Source organism: Kosakonia arachidis, from assembly GCF_900116535.1.
GTDB classification, from domain to species: Bacteria; Pseudomonadota; Gammaproteobacteria; order Enterobacterales; family Enterobacteriaceae; genus Kosakonia; species Kosakonia arachidis.
In genome coordinates this window covers 453,504-471,911 of record NZ_FPAU01000002.1, presented here as the reverse complement: position 1 = coordinate 471,911, position 18,408 = coordinate 453,504, and the positions used below count along the sequence as shown (strand labels likewise).

The following is an 18,408-nucleotide window of genomic DNA, read 5'->3' as shown; positions in this document are numbered from 1 at the left end:
GCAAAGTAGGGAGCATTAGCGTTTGTTACGGCGACGAAGCTGTCCTGGCAACGAACTCCTGGATAGTTTGAAAAATATCTGCATTGAGTCGATTGCTCACGAAAAGAACAAAAAATAGCCATGTGGCGGAATGTATTATTAAAAATACATTGTTCATTTTTATTCGCAGAAAAATTAATTATTGCAGATTTTTATGCTATCAGGCGGCGAAAAATAGATTCTGTATAGATAATGACAGATTTTTATTATCCGTTCGCAAGTAAAACTGCACTATTAATTTACGTTAGGTGTTCCCATTCTTCTGCGAAAACGCTGGATAATTGTCTGCGAAAAATCTTTCAAGCGAAACGCCAGTGAAAGACAGGAAATAGAACGGATGCCGCGCTGAATATAAGTTTTCCTTCTTACCGCGTTTGTAACCGGCGTCCAGGAGAGTTCGCAACTTCGCTGCTGTATCGCTGCAGGTCAGTGGTTATGCAGCTTACGGCGATCTTTCCGCGCCAGTAAGTGCGAAAAAACATCACAATGTTCAGAGTGATAAATAATCAGTTAACCATGCTTAAAATGAATTTTAATATATTTTAAAAATAATTTTTTATAAAAAAACATTAAATTTTTACAAAGGTGTTTTTTCTCTGTGTGTTTTTATTCCTTTTTAACTTTTTAAAAATTATTTTTTTAAGTTTTTGTAACATTTAACTTTATCCTTTGTATTTATTATTAGGCTGGTTATATTTTTTTATTATTATTTACCATGAATTTTTAGAATATTAATTTTTGAAATAATTAGTGGATCCATATTTATTATTTTTATGTTAAAAAACAACAACTTATTCTTTATGCTGTAAGTTAAAACTATGATGGTAATGATAATTACTAACTCAATGATGAGTCAGGGTAGCATTCTATACGGCCACGGCGCAGATTGATGAAAAAAACATAAGGATGAAATTTTTTTATCATTTTTTTCAGATTTACTATGCAGAATTTTCTTGCCCATGCCGATAACGAAGATAAGTCTTGCCCGCAGGCGAGAATGTACCTTCACCGCAAGGATAATATTATGAGTATGCTTCGTAACTTTACTATACGAGCCGTTATGCTGGCGATCCTCGGGATTTTCGGCGTGCTGTGGTCAGGCGTTGGTTTGTATAGTGTTTTTTCTCTGTCAAAAGTGGCCGATGGCAATGAGGTGGATCGCCAGTTGGTGTCACAGATGACCCTGCTTAGCCAGGGCAATGATCAATACTTTCGGTTTGTGACTCGTCTCAGTCGCGTAATGGAAGCCAAAGCTGCGGGTGGCTCGCCGGATATGGCACCAGTGCAACAGTCGCTGGACAATATGGCCCGTTATCTGGTGGCGTTTAAAGCGATTTCGCCTGGGCCGATGGATGCGAAAATCTCTGAGCAAGTGATCAGTAACTGGCAGGCGCTGCTGGAGCAGGGGATCACGCCGCAATTTCAACTGGCTCAGCAGGGAACGCTTGAGGCTTATCGCCAGCAAGCAAATAATGTCACACCGGGTTTAAGTCGCAACTTTGGTGCGTCGGCCGAAAGCTTTAATAAAGCGGCGGGCGATATGCTCGATCAGACGCGCGTTGTCGTCGATAGCCGAACGCAAAGCACCCGCGTGGCAATTATTGCAGCGATGGTGATTGGCTTGTTGATCCTGCTCTTTACCGATCGCTATCTGGTCGCCATGTTGGTGCGCCCGCTCGATCGTATCCGCGCACATTTCATGCTGATGGCGCAGGGCGATCTCAGCCAGCCGCTGGAAGATTTTGGTCGTAACTGCGTCGGCAAAGTTGTGCCGCTGCTGCTGGCAATGCAGGATAGCCTGCGTGAAGCGGTCAGCAGTATCCGTCACGGCAGTGAAAATATCTGGCGAGGAGCGAGTGAGATATCTTCCGGCAATAATGATCTCTCTTCCCGTACCGAAGAGCAGGCCTCCGCGCTGGAGCAGACAGCAGCCAGCATGGAAGAACTGACATCCACGGTCAAACTGAATGCTGATAACGCCAGCCAGGCCAGCCAACTGGCGGAAGTGGCTTCAGCCACTGCCAGCAAAGGCGGTGCGCTGGTTAAAGATGTCATCAGCACGATGGATGGTATTTCCGGTAGCTCGAAGAAAATTGCTGAGATCACCACCGTGATTAACAGCATTGCTTTCCAGACGAATATTCTGGCGTTGAATGCTGCGGTTGAAGCAGCGCGCGCAGGCGAGCAAGGGCGTGGCTTCGCCGTCGTCGCCGGGGAAGTCCGTAATCTTGCCAGCCGAAGTGCCGGCGCTGCGAAAGAAATCGAAACGCTGATCGCCGATTCAGTCAGCCGCGTTGAGAAAGGGGCGCGACTGGTTAATGACACCGGCACCACCATGGAAAGTATCCTGCGCGCCGTTACCGAAGTAACCACCATTATGAAAGAAATTGCCTCGGCCTCTGCAGAGCAGAGTAAAGGTATCTCGCAGGTAGGCCTCGCGATTAGCCAGATGGATAGCGTCACGCAGCAGAACGCCTCGCTGGTAGAGCAGATCTCGGCGGCAGCGGAGGCGCTGGAGCGCCAGACAGAAGAGCTGCAACGCTCTGTTCAGCAGTTCCGTCTTTCCAGTAATGAGCAGAATACCCCACCAACGGCCGCACTGGTGAAACCGGGTTTGTCGCGTAAAACCACCTCTAAATCGGGTGCATCGCCGGACGAATGGGTGGCGTTTTAATCAGCGCTATCATCCCCACATTAGATCGTTATATAATTTTTTATATAGCGTTTGGGGGGATAACGATGGAAAACCATTTTGGTAAAGGTTTAATGGCCGGGCTGAATGCGGCGCAGGCGGATAGCGCCAGCAATGTGGCGCATTTCTGCCCGGACTATAAGCGGGGCTTTGTCCTTGGGTTTTCGCACCGCATGTTTGAAAAGACAGGTGATCGACAGCTCAGCGCGTGGGAAGCAGGCATTCTCACTCGCCGTTACGGGCTGGATAAAGAGATGGTGATGGATTTCTTTCGCGAGAGCCACTCCAGTATGGTGATCCGATTTTTTATGGCGGGATACCGCCTCGAAACATAACAATACGCTTCGCTCAATATGTGGTTCTCTTTTGTGAAGGTCACTTTTGTCGAGAGTGGCTTTCATTTTTTTTGTTCATTTGTGCCCTAATATCCCTACACCCAGTCCGTGTAATGTAATCCTCGTCTCATTTTTGCATAATGCCCATGATTTTTATGTGCTTAATTGTCGGAGCGATCGCAGCACTCTTCTTCCTGTTGGATGGAGAATATTCTTAGTTCGGGCTGAGGAATAAAAAATAAATGGCAGGAGATAATTTACATTTAGCATCCCAGGGTGTGAGTCGTCGTGATTTTATGAAGCTGTGTGCCGCGCTGGCGGCCACAATGGGGTTGAGCGGCAAGGCAGCCGCAGAGATGGCAGAAGCCATCAGCCATCCGCAACGTCCTCCGGTTGTCTGGATTGGTGCGCAGGAGTGCACCGGATGTACCGAATCGCTACTTCGCGCCACCCATCCCACCGTTGAAAACCTTGTGCTGGAAACCATTTCGCTGGAGTACCACGAAGTGCTTTCCGCCGCGTTCGGGCATCAGGCTGAAGAGAACAAACACCATGCGCTGGAGCAGTATAAAGGCCAGTACGTGCTGGTGGTTGACGGCTCCATTCCGCTGAAAGATGGCGGTATTTACTGCATGGTGGCTGGAGAGCCTATTGTTGACCATATTCGTAAGGCGGCTGAAAACGCCGCCGCCATCATCGCGATCGGTTCCTGCTCCTCCTGGGGCGGTGTGGCGGCGGCAGGGGTGAATCCCACTGGAGCGGTTAGTTTGCAGGCGGTGTTGCCGGGGAAAACGGTGATTAATATTCCTGGCTGTCCGCCGAACCCACAAAATTTCCTCGCTACCGTGGCGCATCTCATCACCTTTGGTAAACCCCCGGCGCTGGATAGCAAAAACCGACCTTCTTTTGCCTATGGGCGCTTGATTCACGAAAACTGCGAGCGCCGTCCGCATTTCGATGCCGGGCGTTTTGCGAAAGAGTTCGGCGATGCCGGGCATCGGCAGGGCTGGTGTCTTTATCACCTCGGTTGTAAAGGCCCGGAGACCTGGGGCAACTGCTCTACGTTACAGTTCTGCGATGTCGGCGGTGCATGGCCAGTTGCTATTGGACATCCTTGTTATGGCTGTAATGAGGAAGGCGTTGGCTTTCATAAAGGTATTGCTCAGCTTGCCCATGTCGAAAACCCGACGCCGCGCGTTGAAAAACCCGACGTGCAACTGAAAGAGGGTGGCACTGTGTCGGCAACGGCCGTCGGCCTGTTGGGTGGCGTAGTCGGTCTGGTGGCGGGCGTTGGCGTGATGACGGTGCGCGAGCTGGGACGGCAACAGAAGAAAAACGACGCTGATTCGCAGGGAGAATAGCCGTGAACAGACGTGATTTTCTCAAAGTGGCGTCCGGCGGGGCGCTGCTGATGGGGGGATCGTCCACCAGTTTTGCCGCTGCGCAAAACCGGCCGCCGATCCCCGGAGCGCTGGGCATGTTATATGACTCTACGCTCTGTGTCGGTTGCCAGGCCTGCGTCTCACGCTGCCAGGCGATCAACTCGCCGGTGCCTAATCCGCAGGGTGAACAAACCTGGTCGAACAACGACAAACTCTCTCCGTATACCAACAACATTATTCAGGTCTGGCACAGCGGTAATGGGCAAAACAAAGACCAGGCTGACAATGGCTATGCCTACATCAAAAAGCAGTGCATGCACTGTGTGGATGCCAACTGCGTGTCGGTCTGCCCGGTACAGGCGCTGAAGAAAGATGCTGTCACCGGCATTGTTCACTACAACCCGGATGTCTGCACCGGCTGCCGCTACTGTATGGTCGCTTGTCCTTTCGATGTGCCGAAATATGATTACGACAACCCGTTCGGCCAGATCCACAAATGCCAGCTCTGTAATCAGAAAGGCGTCGAGCGTCTTGATAAAGGCGAGCTTCCCGGCTGCGTGGAAGTTTGTCCGGCAGGCGCGGTGATCTACGGTACCCGCGAGGAGTTACTGGCCGAAGCCAAAAAACGCCTCATGCTGAAGCCGGGTTCCGAATATCGCTATCCCCGCCAGACGCTGCACGCCGATGATGTTTATCTTCACGATGTTCCGCACTACTACCCGCATTTGTACGGCGAGAAAGAGGGTGGTGGCACGCAGGTGCTGGTACTGACAGGCGTGCCTTACACGGATCTTGGTTTGCCAACGCTGGACTCTCTAGCTACCGGCGCACGATCCGAACACGTTCAGCATACGGTGTATAAAGGCATGATGTTGCCACTGGCGGTGCTGGCAGGTCTGACGGCGCTGGTACGGCGTAATACAAGGGAGCATCACGAGGAGGATGACCATGAGTCATGATCCACAAGCCATGGGCGGTAAGCTGCTGAGCAAACCCGTGCTTATGTTCGCCCCGTTGGTCGTGCTGTGCGCGATCTTTATTCTCAAGCGTCTGATCTTCGGTCTGGGATCGGTCTCTGATATGAATGGCGGGTATCCGTGGGGGATCTGGATCGCTTTTGACCTGCTGATCGGCACTGGTTTCGCCTGCGGCGGCTGGGCGCTGGCGTGGGCGGTCTACGTCTTCAATCGCGGCGATTATCATCCGCTGGTGCGTCCGGCGCTGCTGTGTAGCCTGTTTGGTTACTCGCTGGGCGGGTTATCCATCACCATTGACGTTGGCCGCTACTGGAATCTGCCGTATTTCTACATTCCCGGATACTTCAACGTCAATTCGGTGCTGTTTGAAACAGCCGTGTGTATGACTATCTATATCGGCGTAATGGCGCTGGAATTTGCGCCAGCTCTGCTCGAAAGACTGGGCTGGAAGGTTTCGCTACGTCGTCTGAACAAGGTGATGTTTTTTATCATCGCCCTTGGCGCTCTGTTGCCGACGATGCACCAGTCATCGATGGGATCGCTGATGATTGCCGCCGGATACAAAGTGTATCCGCTGTGGCAAAGCTACGAAATGCTGCCGCTCTTCTCACTACTGACTGCTTTTATAATGGGCTTTTCGATCGTTATCTTTGAAGGTTCCTTAATGCAGGCCAGCCTGCGGGGTGACGGCCCGGATGAGAAGCGCCTGTTCAATAAACTGATGGGCGTACTAAGCGTCCTGCTGGCGCTGTTCCTGCTGCTGCGCGTCGGGGAAATCAGCTGGCGCGGCAAATGGCATTACGCGTTCGCCGGGGATTTTTACAGCCTTATATTCTGGCTGGAACTGGCACTACTGGCTTTCCCGTTACTGGCGCTGCGCGTTTCCCGCTGGCGCAACGATTCCCGTATTCTGTTCCTGGCCGCTCTCAGCATGCTGTTAGGCTGCGCGCTGTGGCGGCTCTCCTATTCGCTGCTGGCCTTCAATCCCGGCAACGGATATGGCTACTTCCCGACGTGGGAGGAGCTGATGATCTCTATTGGTTTTGTGGCAATTGAAGTCTGTGCATACATCTTACTCATACGTCTGTTGCCTATTATTCCTCCGTTAAAAACACCTGCGCGACATGAGGCGAGTGAAGCATGAGTCAACGTATCACCATCGATCCGGTGACCCGCATTGAGGGTCATTTACGCATTGATTGCGAAATTGAAAACGGCGTCGTATCAAAGGCCTGGTCATCGGGAACCATGTGGCGCGGAATGGAAGAGATTGTGAAGGATCGTGATCCACGCGATGCCTGGATCATCATGCAGCGTATTTGTGGGGTTTGTACTACCATTCACGCTATCGCCTCGGTGCGGGCAGTAGAAAGCGCGTTGAAGGTCAATGTGCCGCTGAATGCGCAGTACATCCGCAACATCATTCTTGCAGCACACTCGATCCACGATCACATCGTCCATTTTTATCAACTCTCGGCGCTCGATTGGGTTGATATCACCTCGGCGTTGCAGGCCGATCCGGCAAAAGCCGCCGCGCTGCTGAGAGGGATCTCCGACTGGCCGCAGAACAGTGAAGGCGAGTTCAAAGCAGTACAGGATAAGATCAAAGCACTGGTCGCCAGCGGGCAGTTGGGCATTTTTGCCAACGGTTACTGGGGACATCCGGCAATGAAGTTACCGCCGGAAGTGAACCTGATAGCCGTCGCACACTACCTGCAAGCGCTGGAGTGTCAGCGCGATGCTAACCGCATAGTAGCGCTGCTCGGTGGCAAGTCGCCGCATATCCAGAACCTGGCGGTCGGCGGTGTTGCTAACCCGATCAACCTCGATGGCATTGAAGTGCTGAATCTTGAACGTCTGATGTACCTGAAGTCGTTTATCGATCGCCTTGAGGGTTTTATTGAGCAAGTTTATAAAGTCGATACCGCTGTTATTGCTGCGTTTTATCCCGAGTGGCTGTCGCTTGGCAAAGGCGCGGTGAATTACCTCAGTACGCCGGAATTTCCCACCGATGCCAAAAATGGCAGCTTCCTGTTCCCCGGCGGGTATATCGAGAATGCCGATCTCAGTACCTTCCGGGCGATCACGACGGGTGACGATCCCTTTATGGTGAAAGGGATCCAGGAGAGCTCAAAACACGCATGGTACAAAGATGAGGCACCGCAGGCGCCGTGGCAGGGCACCACATTGCCTCAGTACACCGGCTGGCAGGAAGAGGGCAAATATTCCTGGGTGAAATCGCCCACTTTTTACGGCAAAACGGTGGAAGTCGGTCCGCTGGCGAATATGCTCTGTAAATTGGCGGCGAAGCACGAAACCACGGCGACTAAGCTGAACGATATTGTCGCTATCTACCAGAAACTGGCCGGCAAAACCATCGGCGTGGCGCAGCTACATTCAACGCTGGGACGTATTATTGGTCGCACCGTTCACGCCTGTGAACTCCACGGCGTGTTGCAAAATCAGTATCAGGCGCTGCTCGCCAACATCGGCAAAGGCGACATGCAGACCTATGTGAAAACCGACATTCCGCAGAGCGGCGAATTTAAAGGCGTCGGCTTTCTGGAAGCGCCGCGCGGCATGCTCTCCCACTGGGTGGTGATCAAAGACGGTAAAATCGCAAACTATCAGGCGGTTGTGCCATCGACCTGGAATGCCGGGCCGCGCAACTTTAATGATGACGCCGGGCCATACGAATTGTCGCTGGTGGGTACGCCGGTTGCGGACGTGCAAAAACCGCTGGAAGTGGTGCGCACCGTGCATTCGTTCGACCCCTGCATGTCCTGTGCAGTGCATGTGCTGGATGCGGACGGCAACGATGTTGTGTCGGTGAAGGTGCTGTGATGTCGATTTTAGTACTGGGCGTCGGCAACATTTTATTGACCGACGAAGCGATTGGCGTACGGGTTGTGGAGGCGCTGGCGCAGCGCTTCCACCTGCCGGAAGACGTTGACGTGCTGGATGGCGGTACCGCCGGAATGGAACTACTCGACGCGATGGCTAACCGCGATCACCTGATTATTGCCGATGCGATCGTCAGCAGGAAAAGCGATCCTGGAAGGGTTATTATCCTGCGCGACGACGAAGTGCCGACGCTGTTCAGTAATAAAATTTCTCCGCACCAACTGGGGCTGGCGGATGTCCTGTCGGCGCTGCGTTTTACCGGTGAGTTTCCAGCAAAACTCACACTGATCGGCGTTACGCCAGCCTCGCTGGAGCCGCATATCGGCATGACGCCGGTAGTGGAATCCAGCCTTGATAGCGCGTTGGCGGCGGTGATGGATGCGTTGGCTGAATCCGGTGTTGTGCTGACGCCACGGGAGGCTGCTCATGCACAATGATGTATTAGCAGGATTTGACGTTTCGCCGCATCTCGAAGTTCAGCAGTCTTTTAAGACGATTGCCGACCATGAAATGCAGGGGCTGCCGTTCGTGCATCCGCAAATGGACGTCTACGCCACGCCATTTACTCTGTTTGAAAATCAGTGGATTGGTTGCGTGTTGACGCCGTGGATGCTGAGTTTGCAAATCTATCCTGGTCCGCAGCAAAGCTGGCCGGTGCGGCGCGTCAGCGAGCGACTGGGGTTACAATTACCCTACGGCGAGATGACTTTTACCGTGGGAGAATTACCGGCGCTGGGGCAGTACCTGAGTTGCTCCTTAATGTCGCCACTAACGCCCGATCTCAGCCCACAGCAGGGCGTACAACTGGCGGATAACTGCCTGAAGATGGCGCTCTCGCTACCCGTAACGGATGCCAGTGTAAGCCGCCGCGCGTTGCTGTTCGGCAAGCGAGATGCACAGCATGCATGAGTTATCGCTGTGCCAGAATGCGGTGGAAATTATCGAACAGCAGGCGAAGCAGCACGGCGCGCAGCGCGTGACTGGCGTTTGGCTGGAAATTGGCGCTCTGGCCTGTGTCGAAGAGAGCGCCCTGCGTTTTGGTTTCGATATTGCCTGTCGCGATACGCTTGCACAGGGTTGCGCGTTGCATATCATCCATAAACCCGCGCAAGCGTGGTGCTGGAACTGTAGTGCGTCGGTAGAGATCACCCGGCACGACGAATGTCCGCGCTGTCACTGCCCGACGTTGCATATTGAGCACAGCGATGGCGTGCAGATTAAAAGTATTGAAGTGGAGTAATGCAACGATGTGTATAGGCGTACCGGGCCAGGTGGTGGCCGTTGGCGAAGATTTTCATCAACTGGCGCAGGTCGATGTATGTGGTGTGCGCCGCGATGTCAATATCGCGCTGGTGTGCGAGGAATCGCCGCGCCAATTGCTCGGCCAGTGGGTGCTGGTGCATGTCGGCTTTGCCATGAGCATTATTGATGAGCAAGAGGCGCTGGCAACGCTCGCGGCGCTTCGACAAATGGAGAGCGACGAGCTGGCGCGTTAGGCATGTATTCCGGGCGGTTCGATCTCTGTGTCTGACCAATCACGGCTCTCTAAGACTCTGGTGGTGTTTATCGTGAAAAACAGCAGAAGATCGCGGGAGCAGTATAAGAAACCGGGCGGAATACCGCCCGGTAGCGAAGATTATGCGTTGCGTTTATCTTCGCTCTGCGTATCGAAATCGCTGGCGTCATGGCGCTCGTGCAATTGCTCATTCGGCGCGCCGAATGTTCGGTTAACGATGCGACCACGTTTCACTGCCGGGCGGGCGAAAATCTCCTGTGCCCAGCGCTGCACATTTTTGTAGCTGCCCACATCGAGGAATTCGGCAGCGTCATATACATTGCCAAGCACGACATTACCGTACCATGGCCAAATTGCCATATCGGCAATGGTGTACTCATCACCCGCGATGAATTTATGGTCGGCCAGTTGTTTATCCAGCACGTCCAGCTGGCGTTTGGCTTCCATGGTAAAGCGGTTGATTGCGTACTCTATTTTAACCGGCGCATAGTTGTAGAAATGGCCAAAGCCACCGCCAAGGAACGGCGCAGAACCCTGTAACCAGAACAGCCAGTTCAGCGTTTCCGTGCGTCCTGCCGGATCTTTTGGCAGGAAGTGGCCGAATTTCTCAGCCAGATACAGCAGGATCGCGCCAGATTCAAACACCCGCGTCGGCGGCGTAGTACTGTGATCGCGCAGTGCCGGGATTTTGGAGTTCGGGTTGACTTCGACAAAACCGCTGGAGAATTGATCCCCTTCGCCGATACGAATCAACCAGGCGTCGTACTCCGCCTCGCTAACCCCTTTTGCCAGCAGTTCTTCCAGCATGATCGTAACTTTCTGACCATTCGGCGTGCCGAGCGAATAGAGCTGGAGCGGGTGTTTGCCCACCGGCAGTGTTTTATCGTGAGTCGGGCCGGAAACCGGGCGGTTGATATTAGCGAAAGCGCCGCCGCCGGATTTATCCCACGTCCAGACCTTCGGTGGCTGATAGTTGTCTGACATTTTGGTCCGCCTTTTTGTTGATGTGTTGACGTTCAGGTTAAGTGAGTATAAGTGGTTGTGGGTTCAGGCAAGTATGTGCTGTGCCCAGACGCTGATCTCATCACCGCTGCCAAGATCGGCCTGCACCAGCCCATTGACCATAAAGGTTGGGGATACATGAATGCCGTTCTGACGCGCGTATTTACAGTGCCATTTGATTTCGGTTTGCAGCTCCGGGCGGGCAAAAGCGTCTACCAGTTGCACACCGCTGTAATTTTCAATGCGTTCAATAATTTGCTGCGGTGTGGCATCCATATTTGGACCGCTGCAATGATCCGTAAATTCAAACTCTTCTCGATGTTCGGCAACCGCACGCAGCACTTTATGCGCTGCGTTTTTGCCATCGGGTAGCGTCGAAGCTGCGAGGACGCAGCGTACAATCACACCAGAGAAGAGATGCCAGGGCTGTGATTGCAGACGAATTTTGACCGTCACGTTCTCTTCGCCAACGGCTTCTAACAGCGCTTCCAGTTTGTTAAACGCCCGGACGGAGAAGGGGCAGGTGGGTTCGATAAAGATCTCGAAAGTACGAGGGCCGTGGCCCCAACTGAGTGGTGCGGCATGTAAAGGTTGTTGGCTCATGGTCACTCCTGCTGTTTTTTCATTTTGTGAGAGTTTGAGAGTAGCAGCATGCCGCAGGTGTGGGGAACTCGCTTGGCGTCAGATGCGGTTATCGTGCGGTGTTCGATGGCTGTAACATTTCCAAACGTGAATGTTATGAGTAATAAGAAATAAATACTGCTGTAATGTATATAATTAACTTTAAGGTGGTGACTTAAATAATATTCAATTTAATAAATCCACCTTAATGCAAATTATCAATGTCATTGAACAATATTTGCTTATTTAAATTTTGTCTTTATCGACTATTATTTCATCATTATTTGTTATTAATCCGTTCCTCTCTGCTGTCGATAATCGTTATGAGGGTTTTTTTTCGACTCAGATCGGATGAGTCAGCAGAGAATTATCTGGGTAACCATCAGCGGAGATAATGATGCAGGAGATTCAGGCGATTCAGGCAACCTCGCAGCTTGCCAATGCAACACATGAAAATACGGCGGTTAAAGCTGATCTACACACCACCACTGAAAGCGGAGCGGGTAATAAATCTCATCAGGAAGAAAGTACCAAAGTGACGCTCTCCAGCCGTGCCGAAAGCCATAAAGAGGCGAAGGCTATAAAGGAGGAGCAACAGCTCGCACAAAAGAAAGAAGTCGAAAATCATCAAATTGATTATGCGCTGGCGATGACCGGCATTCCGCAATTTGGTGGACGTCTGGTAACGATTGTTAAATATCCTGACGGCAGCACGGAAATGATTGACGCCTTTTCCGGCAAAAAAGTAACGCAGCAGGAATTGGAGATGGCCCGGGCCGAGAAAGAAAACAGCGAACATGTGCAACGCAAGCAGGAAGCGAAAAAGGTTGCGCAGGAAGTGCAGGCATTCACTCCCGGAGAATCACAGCCGACGGATCTGAAATAATCCTCTGGCGGTAAATCCGTAATCAAAGCAAAGGCAATTCAGAATTTATCCATAAAATATATCTTATATGTTATGGGTGGCCTGAGCGGAATAGCGTAGTTGTGTTGATGTATATTTAGTTTAAGTCAGTATCGGTGCCATTTTGCTTCAGCTATTTATTGCTGAGGATTGCGGCTGTCTGGCGTCTGCCACGAGAGAAGGTACATCACTGCTGTTTTTACTGACGGCAGAATGCACTACTTACTTAGCAGGCTTAATATTTGCTGTGTGAGGAATTTGTCGGGGTAAACGATGGGTTATTACGATGAAGACACGTCGTACAGCCGCATTAACGTTGTGGTTAATTTTTACGGCATCTGGCGTTTGGTTTTGTTGTGTTTTTCTTTGTAGTCGGCAATTGCCTGATTGATGTTTTCTGTTTCGATAACATCAACCTTTTCATCGTTAAAGAACACTTCATAGTGTCCGGATACATATTTAAATGTGAAAATTTTCCCCTGATAGCGAACACGTCTCTCCTTCACTGACAAGCCTCTGCTGCGCATCGCCACTTTTGCCATCGTATCTATCTTTTTATTTTTCATGGTTATTTTTTACCTTTTCAGGCTGTTATGCGATGCCTGTATTCTATTCCGTGTGTTCAGGTGCTAATTTATTATCCTCTCAAAGAAAATCGACGGTTGCTATAACCCCGAGCTTAATATTAGCTGAAATATTGTCGCATAACTTAAGGTTATCTTAAGCTTAGTAGTATCCCGCAATTAATGTCTAGAATATTAATTTGGTTATCCGCATTTTTATAGTATTTAATTTTGAACGCTCTTTTTGATAATTATTTCGATTCTCATTCATCCTTTACTGGTATTAAACTTCTGCCGGGTCGCATGCGCTGACTATTACACTTATTTTAAAAGGAATGAGGATGAAGAATCGCTTTTTGCCGTTCTGTTCAATCGCACTGGTCATCTCTTCAGTTTTCGCCGCGTCTGCGGCCTCTGCCGCCAATAACGACGACGGGATCGTGGTGTATAACGCGCAGCATGAAAACCTGACAAAATCCTGGGTTGATGAATTCACCAAAGAAACGGGTATTAAAGTGACGCTGCGTAACGGCGGCGACACGGAGCTGGGCAACCAGCTTGTTCAGGAAGGAAAGGTTTCTCCGGCTGATGTCTTCCTGACCGAAAACTCACCGGCAATGACGCTGGTCGATAATGCCAACCTGTTCGCGCCGCTGGATGCCGATACCCTGAAACAGGTTCCGGCGCAGTTCCGCCCGGCGCATGGCCGCTGGATCGGTATTGCCGCGCGCAGCACGGTGTTTGTTTATAACCCGACAAAAATCAGCGCGGCGCAGCTTCCGGCATCGATGATGGATTTAGCCAAACCGGAATGGAAAGGCCGCTGGGCGGCGTCTCCGTCAGGTGCGGACTTCCAGGCAATTGTCAGCGCGATGCTCACGCTGAAAGGCGAAAAGGCTACGCTCGACTGGCTGAAAGCCATGAAAACCAATTTCGTGCCTTATAAAGGCAACAGCACCGTCTTAAAAGCGGTTAATGCCGGGCAGATTGATGGCGGCATTATCTACCACTACTACTACTTTGTTGATCAGGCCAAAACTGGCGAAAACAGCAAAAACACCCAGCTTCACTACTTTAAGCATCAGGATCCGGGCGCTTTCGTCAGCATTTCCGGCGGCGGTGTCTTAGCCTCCAGTAAGCACCAGAAACAGGCTCAGGCCTTCATCAAGTGGATCACCGGTAAAACCGGGCAGGATATGCTGCGTACCAATACCGCTTTTGAATATGCCGTTGGTGTGGGCGCGACGTCCAACGCGAAACTAGTACCGCTGAACCAACTGGATGCGCCGAAGGTTGAGCCTTCTGCGCTGAACAGCAAAAAAGTGAATGAGTTAATGACCGAGGCCGGTCTCCTGTAATTGCCGTATGAATGAGCGTTTTATGTCCAGTTTGAGTCTTCCGGCGACACGCCGCGCGGCCAGCCAAACCGTCCGGCGCCGCCCTTCTGTGGTGCTGGTGGTATTAGCCACTTTTGCGGCACTGCTTGCCTTACTACCCCTGGGATTTGTTATTGGGGTGGGTATTGATACCGGTTGGCCGACGGTGAGGGCGCTCATTTTTCGCCCGCGTGTTGGTGAATTGCTCAACAACACCTTTTTGCTGATTGCATGCGCCGTTCCGGCCTGTGTGGCCGCAGGTGTTGCCATGGCCTGGCTGACGGAGCGAACCACGCTGCCTGGGCGGCGCATCTGGTCGCTGCTGGCCGTTGCGCCGTTGGCAATCCCGGCGTTTGTGCAAAGTTATGCCTGGGTCAGCGTCGCGCCGGGTTTCAATGGGTTGGCCGCCGCCGTTTTTCTCGCGGTGCTGGCCTATTTCCCCTTTATTTATATGCCAGTGGCTGCCGTATTGCGTCGGCTGGATCCAGGTCTTGAAGATGTTGCCGCCTCGTTGGGCACGCCACCGTGGCGCATCTTTTTCCGTGTAGTTTTACCGCAACTCAAGTTGGCAATTTGCGGCGGCGCGCTGCTGGTTGCACTGCATTTACTGGCGGAATATGGCCTGTTCGTGATGATCCGTTTTGATACTTTCACCACCGCCATTTATGACCAATTTCAGTCCACCTTTAGCGGCCCGGCTGCCAACATGCTGGCGGGCGTGCTCGCTCTTTGCTGTCTGGCGTTGTTATTACTGGAGACCGCCGCGCGCGGTAAAGCGCGTTATGCTCGCGTCGGCGCAGGTGCGGCACGCAAGCAGCACCGCTTTGTGCTTGGCGGCGGGAGTTCGGCGTGCGGATTCACGCTGATGCTGGTGATGGCGATACTCGCGCTCGGTACGCCTATGGTGGTGCTTGCCCGCTGGCTATGGCTTGGCGGTCTGGCGAACTGGTCAAGCGCCGATTTGTGGCTCTCTTTGCGCCAGACGCTGTTTCTGGCATTTTGCGGTGCATTGCTGACAACGGCATTTGCGCTGCCGACGGCCTGGCTTGCAGTGCGCCATCCGCGCCCGCTGATCCGCGTGCTGGAGGGATGCAACTACGTCACCAGTTCGCTGCCGGGCATCGTTGTTGCACTGGCGCTGGTCACTGTCACCATCCATTATGCCCGACCGATTTACCAAACCGAGGTAACGCTGTTTCTGGCATATATGCTGATGCTGATGCCCAGAGCGCTCATCAATCTGCGTGCCGGGATTGCGCAAGCGCCAGTGGAGCTGGAACAGGTGGCTCAAAGCCTTGGCACTTCACCCGGCAGAGCACTGTTGAGCGTCACGCTGCGGCTGGCGGCGCCCGGCGCGGCGGCGGCGGCGGCGCTGGTTTTTCTCGGCGTCAGCAATGAACTGACCGCCACGCTGCTGCTTTCACCGCTAGGTACTCGCACGCTGGCAACCGGTTTCTGGGCGCTCACCAGCGAGATCGATTATGTTGCGGCCTCGCCCTATGCGCTGCTGATGATTTTGATTTCCCTGCCGTTGACCGGCCTTCTCTATAAGCAATCACAAAAACTGTCGGGTCTTTAAGATGTTAGAACTGAGCAATATTTCCAAAAGCTTTGGCTCCGCACGCGTGCTGGACGGTGTGAACCTGCTTATTCCACCCGGCAGCCGTACGGCGATAGTTGGCCCGTCTGGCTCGGGGAAAACCACGTTACTGCGGTTGATTGCCGGGTTTGAGCGACCGGACAGCGGGCAGATGATGATGAACGGAAGGCCGCTGTTTGCTGACGATCAGTTTGTTCCCGCTCATCAACGTAAAATTGGTTTTGTTCCGCAAGAAGGCGCGTTGTTCCCACATCTGCGTGTGGGGGAAAACATTGCCTGGGGGCTGAGCGGCTCTCGTCATGAGAAGCGTGCGCGCGTGGACGCGTTAATGGCGATGGTATCGCTGGATAGCAAACTGGCCCAGCGCTGGCCGCATGAGATCTCCGGTGGTCAGCAGCAGCGTGTCGCTCTGGCGCGTGCACTGGCGCAGCAACCGTCCCTGATGCTGCTCGACGAACCTTTCTCCGCTCTTGATACCGGTTTGCGTGCCGCCACACGTAAAGCGACGGCAGATTTACTAACTCAGGCTGGTGTGGCATCGATTCTGGTCACTCACGATCAGAAAGAGGCGTTGTCATTCGCCAGTCAGATTGCGGTGATTCGCCACGGGCGCTTTGCCCAGATTGGTTCGCCCTTTGAGGTCTATTCGCAGCCTGCGGATGAAGAGACGGCGTTGTTTTTAGGCGACGCGCTGATTCTGTCAGCCGACGTTGCGCAAGGAAAAGCACGCTGCCAGCTTGGCGACATTCCCGTTGATGATGCGTCAGTATCCGGTGCGCGACGCATTATGCTGCGCCCGGAGCAAATCAGCGTCGAGCCGTGCGATAGCGCAGTGGAGCTGCCGCAGGCACGCATCGTGGATATCGATTTCGCTGGTTACCTTTCCGCACTGACGCTCGCTTTTACGCATACAAACGAACACATTACCGTGCAGACTGTTACCCGGCCAGGGTGGTTGCCGGGTATGAAGGTTAATATCCAGATTAACGGCTGCGCGCGCGTGTTTGCCTTGTGATCGTCTGCCCGCTTTACAGCGGGCGAGTTTGCCATCTGTCATATTTTTGAATTCGATCTCAAAACGATGTTTTTTAATGTGTAAAACTTCGTTTCGTTTTTATCTCTATAATAATTAATACCTTCTCTTGGCCGGATATGCATTGCGTGCTCCGGCATTTTGTTAAGTTCGCATTTTCCAGGAAACAGAAATTCTCGATTACGCTGGTGCTGTGAGGACGGGGAGATCTGTTTCAGGATAATGCCTATGCAATACCTCCGGGATTGACTGTGCTGTTGGGCTGTCTGCCCGTCATGACGAATGCCGCCACACAGGTGGCCCGGCAAATTCGCCAGACACCTTCGTTGCGCGCGCTGGCTGACTTACTGAAAAACGAAGGAGAGTTTTGATGAAGACACTGCACTATTCCGCGCTGTTGCTGGCCTGTATGGGCGCCAGCCCGTTTGCTGTGCGGGCAGAAGAGTGGAATGCGGTCGTTTCCACCGTGCCAAAGACGGGCGAGTTTGCCACCATCAGCCAGGCGTTGGCCGCTGCGCCGAAAAGTGGTACACCGTGGCGTATTCTGATCAAAGAGGGACGCTGGAACGAGCGGCTGGTGATTGAAAAACCGGTCACGCTGGTGGGGCAGTCAAAAGATCGGACACAGATTGAATCGAATACCCCTGCGGGCGCGCTGGATGGCAGCGGGAAAAAGTGGGGAACCGGGCGGACCAGCACAGTGGAGATCCGCGCCACCGGCGTGACCATCGAGAACCTGACCATCCGCAACCGCTTTGATTTTCCTGCCAATGCCGCGCTGTCGGATACGGATCCGAAAAAGCTGAAAGATACGCAGGCGGTAGCGCTGATGATTTCTGAAGGTGTGGATAAGGCGCGTTTCCGCCATATCCGGCTGGAGGGGTATCAGGATACGTTCTACAGCAAAAGCGGTAGCCGCAGTTATTTCACCGATTGTGAAGTGAGCGGTCATGTCGATTTTATCTTTGGTCCTGGCATTGCGGTGTTTGACCGCTGTAACATTATTGCCCGCAATCGTCATGATATTGACCCGCCGTACGGCTATATCACTGCGCCTGCCACCCCACAGGATCAGAAATTTGGCCTGTTTATCATCAACAGTAAATTAAGCAAAGAGCCGGGCGTACCGGCAAATAGCTTTGCGCTTGGGCGTCCGTGGCATCCAACCACTGAATTCAGTGACGGGCGCTATGCCGATCCGCATGCCATTGGCCTGGCGGCGTTTATTCACTGCGAGATGGATGACCATATTTACGGTTGGGACAAAATGTCCGGCAAAGATAAAGCCGGGAATAAAATTTGGTTCTACCCGGAAGATAGCCGTTTTTATGAATCCGACAACCGCGGACCTGGTGCCGGGCAGGGTGGTGCACGCTATCAACTCACTAAAGCGAACGCAGCGCAATACAGCCTGGCAGCGATTTTTGATGGCTGGGATAAAAGCCTACTGGAGTGAATTTTCAG

18 protein-coding genes are annotated in these 18,408 nt (G+C 52.5%); 15 read left to right on the top strand and 3 right to left on the bottom strand.

What is annotated here, in order from left to right:
• Positions 1–1,063: 1,063 nt before the first annotated feature.
• From BM427_RS10380 to hybG, 10 genes are all read left to right on the top strand, one after another.
• The gene (locus tag BM427_RS10380; protein ID WP_090121370.1) at positions 1,064–2,713 is read left to right on the top strand and encodes a methyl-accepting chemotaxis protein; all 1,650 of its coding nucleotides are present in this window, start codon (positions 1,064–1,066) and stop codon (positions 2,711–2,713) included.
• 65 nt (positions 2,714–2,778) lie between these two features.
• Positions 2,779–3,066 (top strand): DUF2623 family protein, encoded by a 288-nt coding sequence (locus BM427_RS10375; RefSeq protein ID WP_090121368.1) that lies wholly within the window; start codon positions 2,779–2,781, stop codon positions 3,064–3,066.
• Between the two features lie 242 nt (positions 3,067–3,308).
• Entirely contained in the window at positions 3,309–4,427 is a 1,119-nt protein-coding gene (gene hybO, locus BM427_RS10370) for a hydrogenase 2 small subunit (protein WP_090121367.1), read from the top strand.
• A gap of 2 nt (positions 4,428–4,429) precedes the next feature.
• Positions 4,430–5,407: a hydrogenase 2 operon protein HybA gene (hybA, locus tag BM427_RS10365; RefSeq protein ID WP_090121366.1), complete on the top strand. Its 978-nt coding sequence runs from the start codon at positions 4,430–4,432 to the stop codon at positions 5,405–5,407.
• Positions 5,397–6,569, top strand: a complete 1,173-nt coding sequence (gene hybB / locus BM427_RS10360) for a Ni/Fe-hydrogenase cytochrome b subunit (RefSeq protein ID WP_090121364.1) — start codon at positions 5,397–5,399, stop codon at positions 6,567–6,569. Before hybA ends, hybB begins: the two co-directional genes overlap by 11 nt.
• Positions 6,566–8,269, top strand: a complete 1,704-nt coding sequence (gene hybC / locus BM427_RS10355) for a hydrogenase 2 large subunit (protein WP_090121363.1) — start codon at positions 6,566–6,568, stop codon at positions 8,267–8,269. The genes hybB and hybC overlap by 4 nt, the downstream gene beginning before the upstream one ends.
• The gene (locus BM427_RS10350; RefSeq protein WP_090121361.1) at positions 8,269–8,766 is read left to right on the top strand and encodes a HyaD/HybD family hydrogenase maturation endopeptidase; all 498 of its coding nucleotides are present in this window, start codon (positions 8,269–8,271) and stop codon (positions 8,764–8,766) included. The genes hybC and BM427_RS10350 overlap by 1 nt, the downstream gene beginning before the upstream one ends.
• Positions 8,756–9,238 (top strand): hydrogenase-2 assembly chaperone, encoded by a 483-nt coding sequence (gene hybE / locus BM427_RS10345; RefSeq protein WP_090121360.1) that lies wholly within the window; start codon positions 8,756–8,758, stop codon positions 9,236–9,238. The genes BM427_RS10350 and hybE overlap by 11 nt, the downstream gene beginning before the upstream one ends.
• A complete protein-coding gene (hypA, locus tag BM427_RS10340) occupies positions 9,231–9,569 on the top strand; it encodes a hydrogenase maturation nickel metallochaperone HypA (RefSeq protein WP_090121359.1) in 339 nt (112 codons plus the stop codon). Before hybE ends, hypA begins: the two co-directional genes overlap by 8 nt.
• A 7-nt stretch (positions 9,570–9,576) precedes the next feature.
• Positions 9,577–9,825 carry a hydrogenase maturation factor HybG gene (hybG, locus tag BM427_RS10335; protein WP_090121357.1) on the top strand — a complete coding sequence of 83 codons (249 nt, stop codon included), beginning with the start codon at positions 9,577–9,579 and terminating at the stop codon, positions 9,823–9,825.
• Between the two features lie 140 nt (positions 9,826–9,965).
• Here hybG and yghU read toward each other — a convergent pair whose 3' ends face one another.
• Entirely contained in the window at positions 9,966–10,829 is an 864-nt protein-coding gene (gene yghU, locus BM427_RS10330) for a glutathione-dependent disulfide-bond oxidoreductase (RefSeq protein WP_090121356.1), read from the bottom strand.
• A 63-nt stretch (positions 10,830–10,892) separates the two neighbouring features.
• Entirely contained in the window at positions 10,893–11,450 is a 558-nt protein-coding gene (locus tag BM427_RS10325) for a DsbA family protein (RefSeq protein WP_090121354.1), read from the bottom strand.
• Between the two features lie 412 nt (positions 11,451–11,862).
• On the opposite strand from BM427_RS10325, the gene BM427_RS10320 reads away from it, so the two are divergent.
• On the top strand, positions 11,863–12,354 hold the full coding sequence (locus BM427_RS10320) for a hypothetical protein (RefSeq protein ID WP_244316546.1): 492 nt from the start codon (positions 11,863–11,865) through the stop codon (positions 12,352–12,354).
• Positions 12,355–12,701: 347 nt separating this feature from the next.
• Here the strand turns inward: BM427_RS10320 and BM427_RS10315 are convergent, their stop codons facing one another.
• Positions 12,702–12,938, bottom strand: a complete 237-nt coding sequence (locus tag BM427_RS10315) for a hypothetical protein (RefSeq protein ID WP_090121352.1) — start codon at positions 12,936–12,938, stop codon at positions 12,702–12,704.
• A gap of 338 nt (positions 12,939–13,276) precedes the next feature.
• Between BM427_RS10315 and BM427_RS10310 the strand changes: the two genes are divergently transcribed.
• From BM427_RS10310 to BM427_RS10295, 4 genes are all read left to right on the top strand, one after another.
• Complete coding sequence (locus BM427_RS10310; protein WP_090121350.1) at positions 13,277–14,293, top strand: iron ABC transporter substrate-binding protein; 1,017 nt, start codon at positions 13,277–13,279, stop codon at positions 14,291–14,293.
• 22 nt (positions 14,294–14,315) lie between these two features.
• Positions 14,316–15,890: an ABC transporter permease gene (locus BM427_RS10305; protein ID WP_167518553.1), complete on the top strand. Its 1,575-nt coding sequence runs from the start codon at positions 14,316–14,318 to the stop codon at positions 15,888–15,890.
• 1 nt (position 15,891) lies between these two features.
• Positions 15,892–16,926, top strand: a complete 1,035-nt coding sequence (locus BM427_RS10300; protein WP_090121348.1) for an ABC transporter ATP-binding protein — start codon at positions 15,892–15,894, stop codon at positions 16,924–16,926.
• A gap of 388 nt (positions 16,927–17,314) precedes the next feature.
• Positions 17,315–18,400, top strand: a complete 1,086-nt coding sequence (locus BM427_RS10295) for a pectinesterase family protein (RefSeq protein ID WP_090121346.1) — start codon at positions 17,315–17,317, stop codon at positions 18,398–18,400.
• Positions 18,401–18,408: the final 8 nt, after the last annotated feature.

Coding starts and splice junctions, on each gene's coding strand:
- BM427_RS10380 (WP_090121370.1), top strand. CDS start 1,064: ATGAGTATGCTTCGTAACTTTACTATACGAGCCGTTATGCTGGCGATC.
- BM427_RS10375 (WP_090121368.1), top strand. CDS start 2,779: ATGGAAAACCATTTTGGTAAAGGTTTAATGGCCGGGCTGAATGCGGCG.
- hybO (WP_090121367.1), top strand. CDS start 3,309: ATGGCAGGAGATAATTTACATTTAGCATCCCAGGGTGTGAGTCGTCGT.
- hybB (WP_090121364.1), top strand. CDS start 5,397: ATGAGTCATGATCCACAAGCCATGGGCGGTAAGCTGCTGAGCAAACCC.
- hybC (WP_090121363.1), top strand. CDS start 6,566: ATGAGTCAACGTATCACCATCGATCCGGTGACCCGCATTGAGGGTCAT.
- BM427_RS10350 (WP_090121361.1), top strand. CDS start 8,269: ATGTCGATTTTAGTACTGGGCGTCGGCAACATTTTATTGACCGACGAA.
- hybE (WP_090121360.1), top strand. CDS start 8,756: ATGCACAATGATGTATTAGCAGGATTTGACGTTTCGCCGCATCTCGAA.
- hypA (WP_090121359.1), top strand. CDS start 9,231: ATGCATGAGTTATCGCTGTGCCAGAATGCGGTGGAAATTATCGAACAG.
- hybG (WP_090121357.1), top strand. CDS start 9,577: ATGTGTATAGGCGTACCGGGCCAGGTGGTGGCCGTTGGCGAAGATTTT.
- yghU (WP_090121356.1), bottom strand. CDS start 10,829: ATGTCAGACAACTATCAGCCACCGAAGGTCTGGACGTGGGATAAATCC.
- BM427_RS10325 (WP_090121354.1), bottom strand. CDS start 11,450: ATGAGCCAACAACCTTTACATGCCGCACCACTCAGTTGGGGCCACGGC.
- BM427_RS10320 (WP_244316546.1), top strand. CDS start 11,863: ATGATGCAGGAGATTCAGGCGATTCAGGCAACCTCGCAGCTTGCCAAT.
- BM427_RS10315 (WP_090121352.1), bottom strand. CDS start 12,938: ATGAAAAATAAAAAGATAGATACGATGGCAAAAGTGGCGATGCGCAGC.
- BM427_RS10310 (WP_090121350.1), top strand. CDS start 13,277: ATGAAGAATCGCTTTTTGCCGTTCTGTTCAATCGCACTGGTCATCTCT.
- BM427_RS10305 (WP_167518553.1), top strand. CDS start 14,316: ATGTCCAGTTTGAGTCTTCCGGCGACACGCCGCGCGGCCAGCCAAACC.
- BM427_RS10300 (WP_090121348.1), top strand. CDS start 15,892: ATGTTAGAACTGAGCAATATTTCCAAAAGCTTTGGCTCCGCACGCGTG.
- BM427_RS10295 (WP_090121346.1), top strand. CDS start 17,315: ATGAAGACACTGCACTATTCCGCGCTGTTGCTGGCCTGTATGGGCGCC.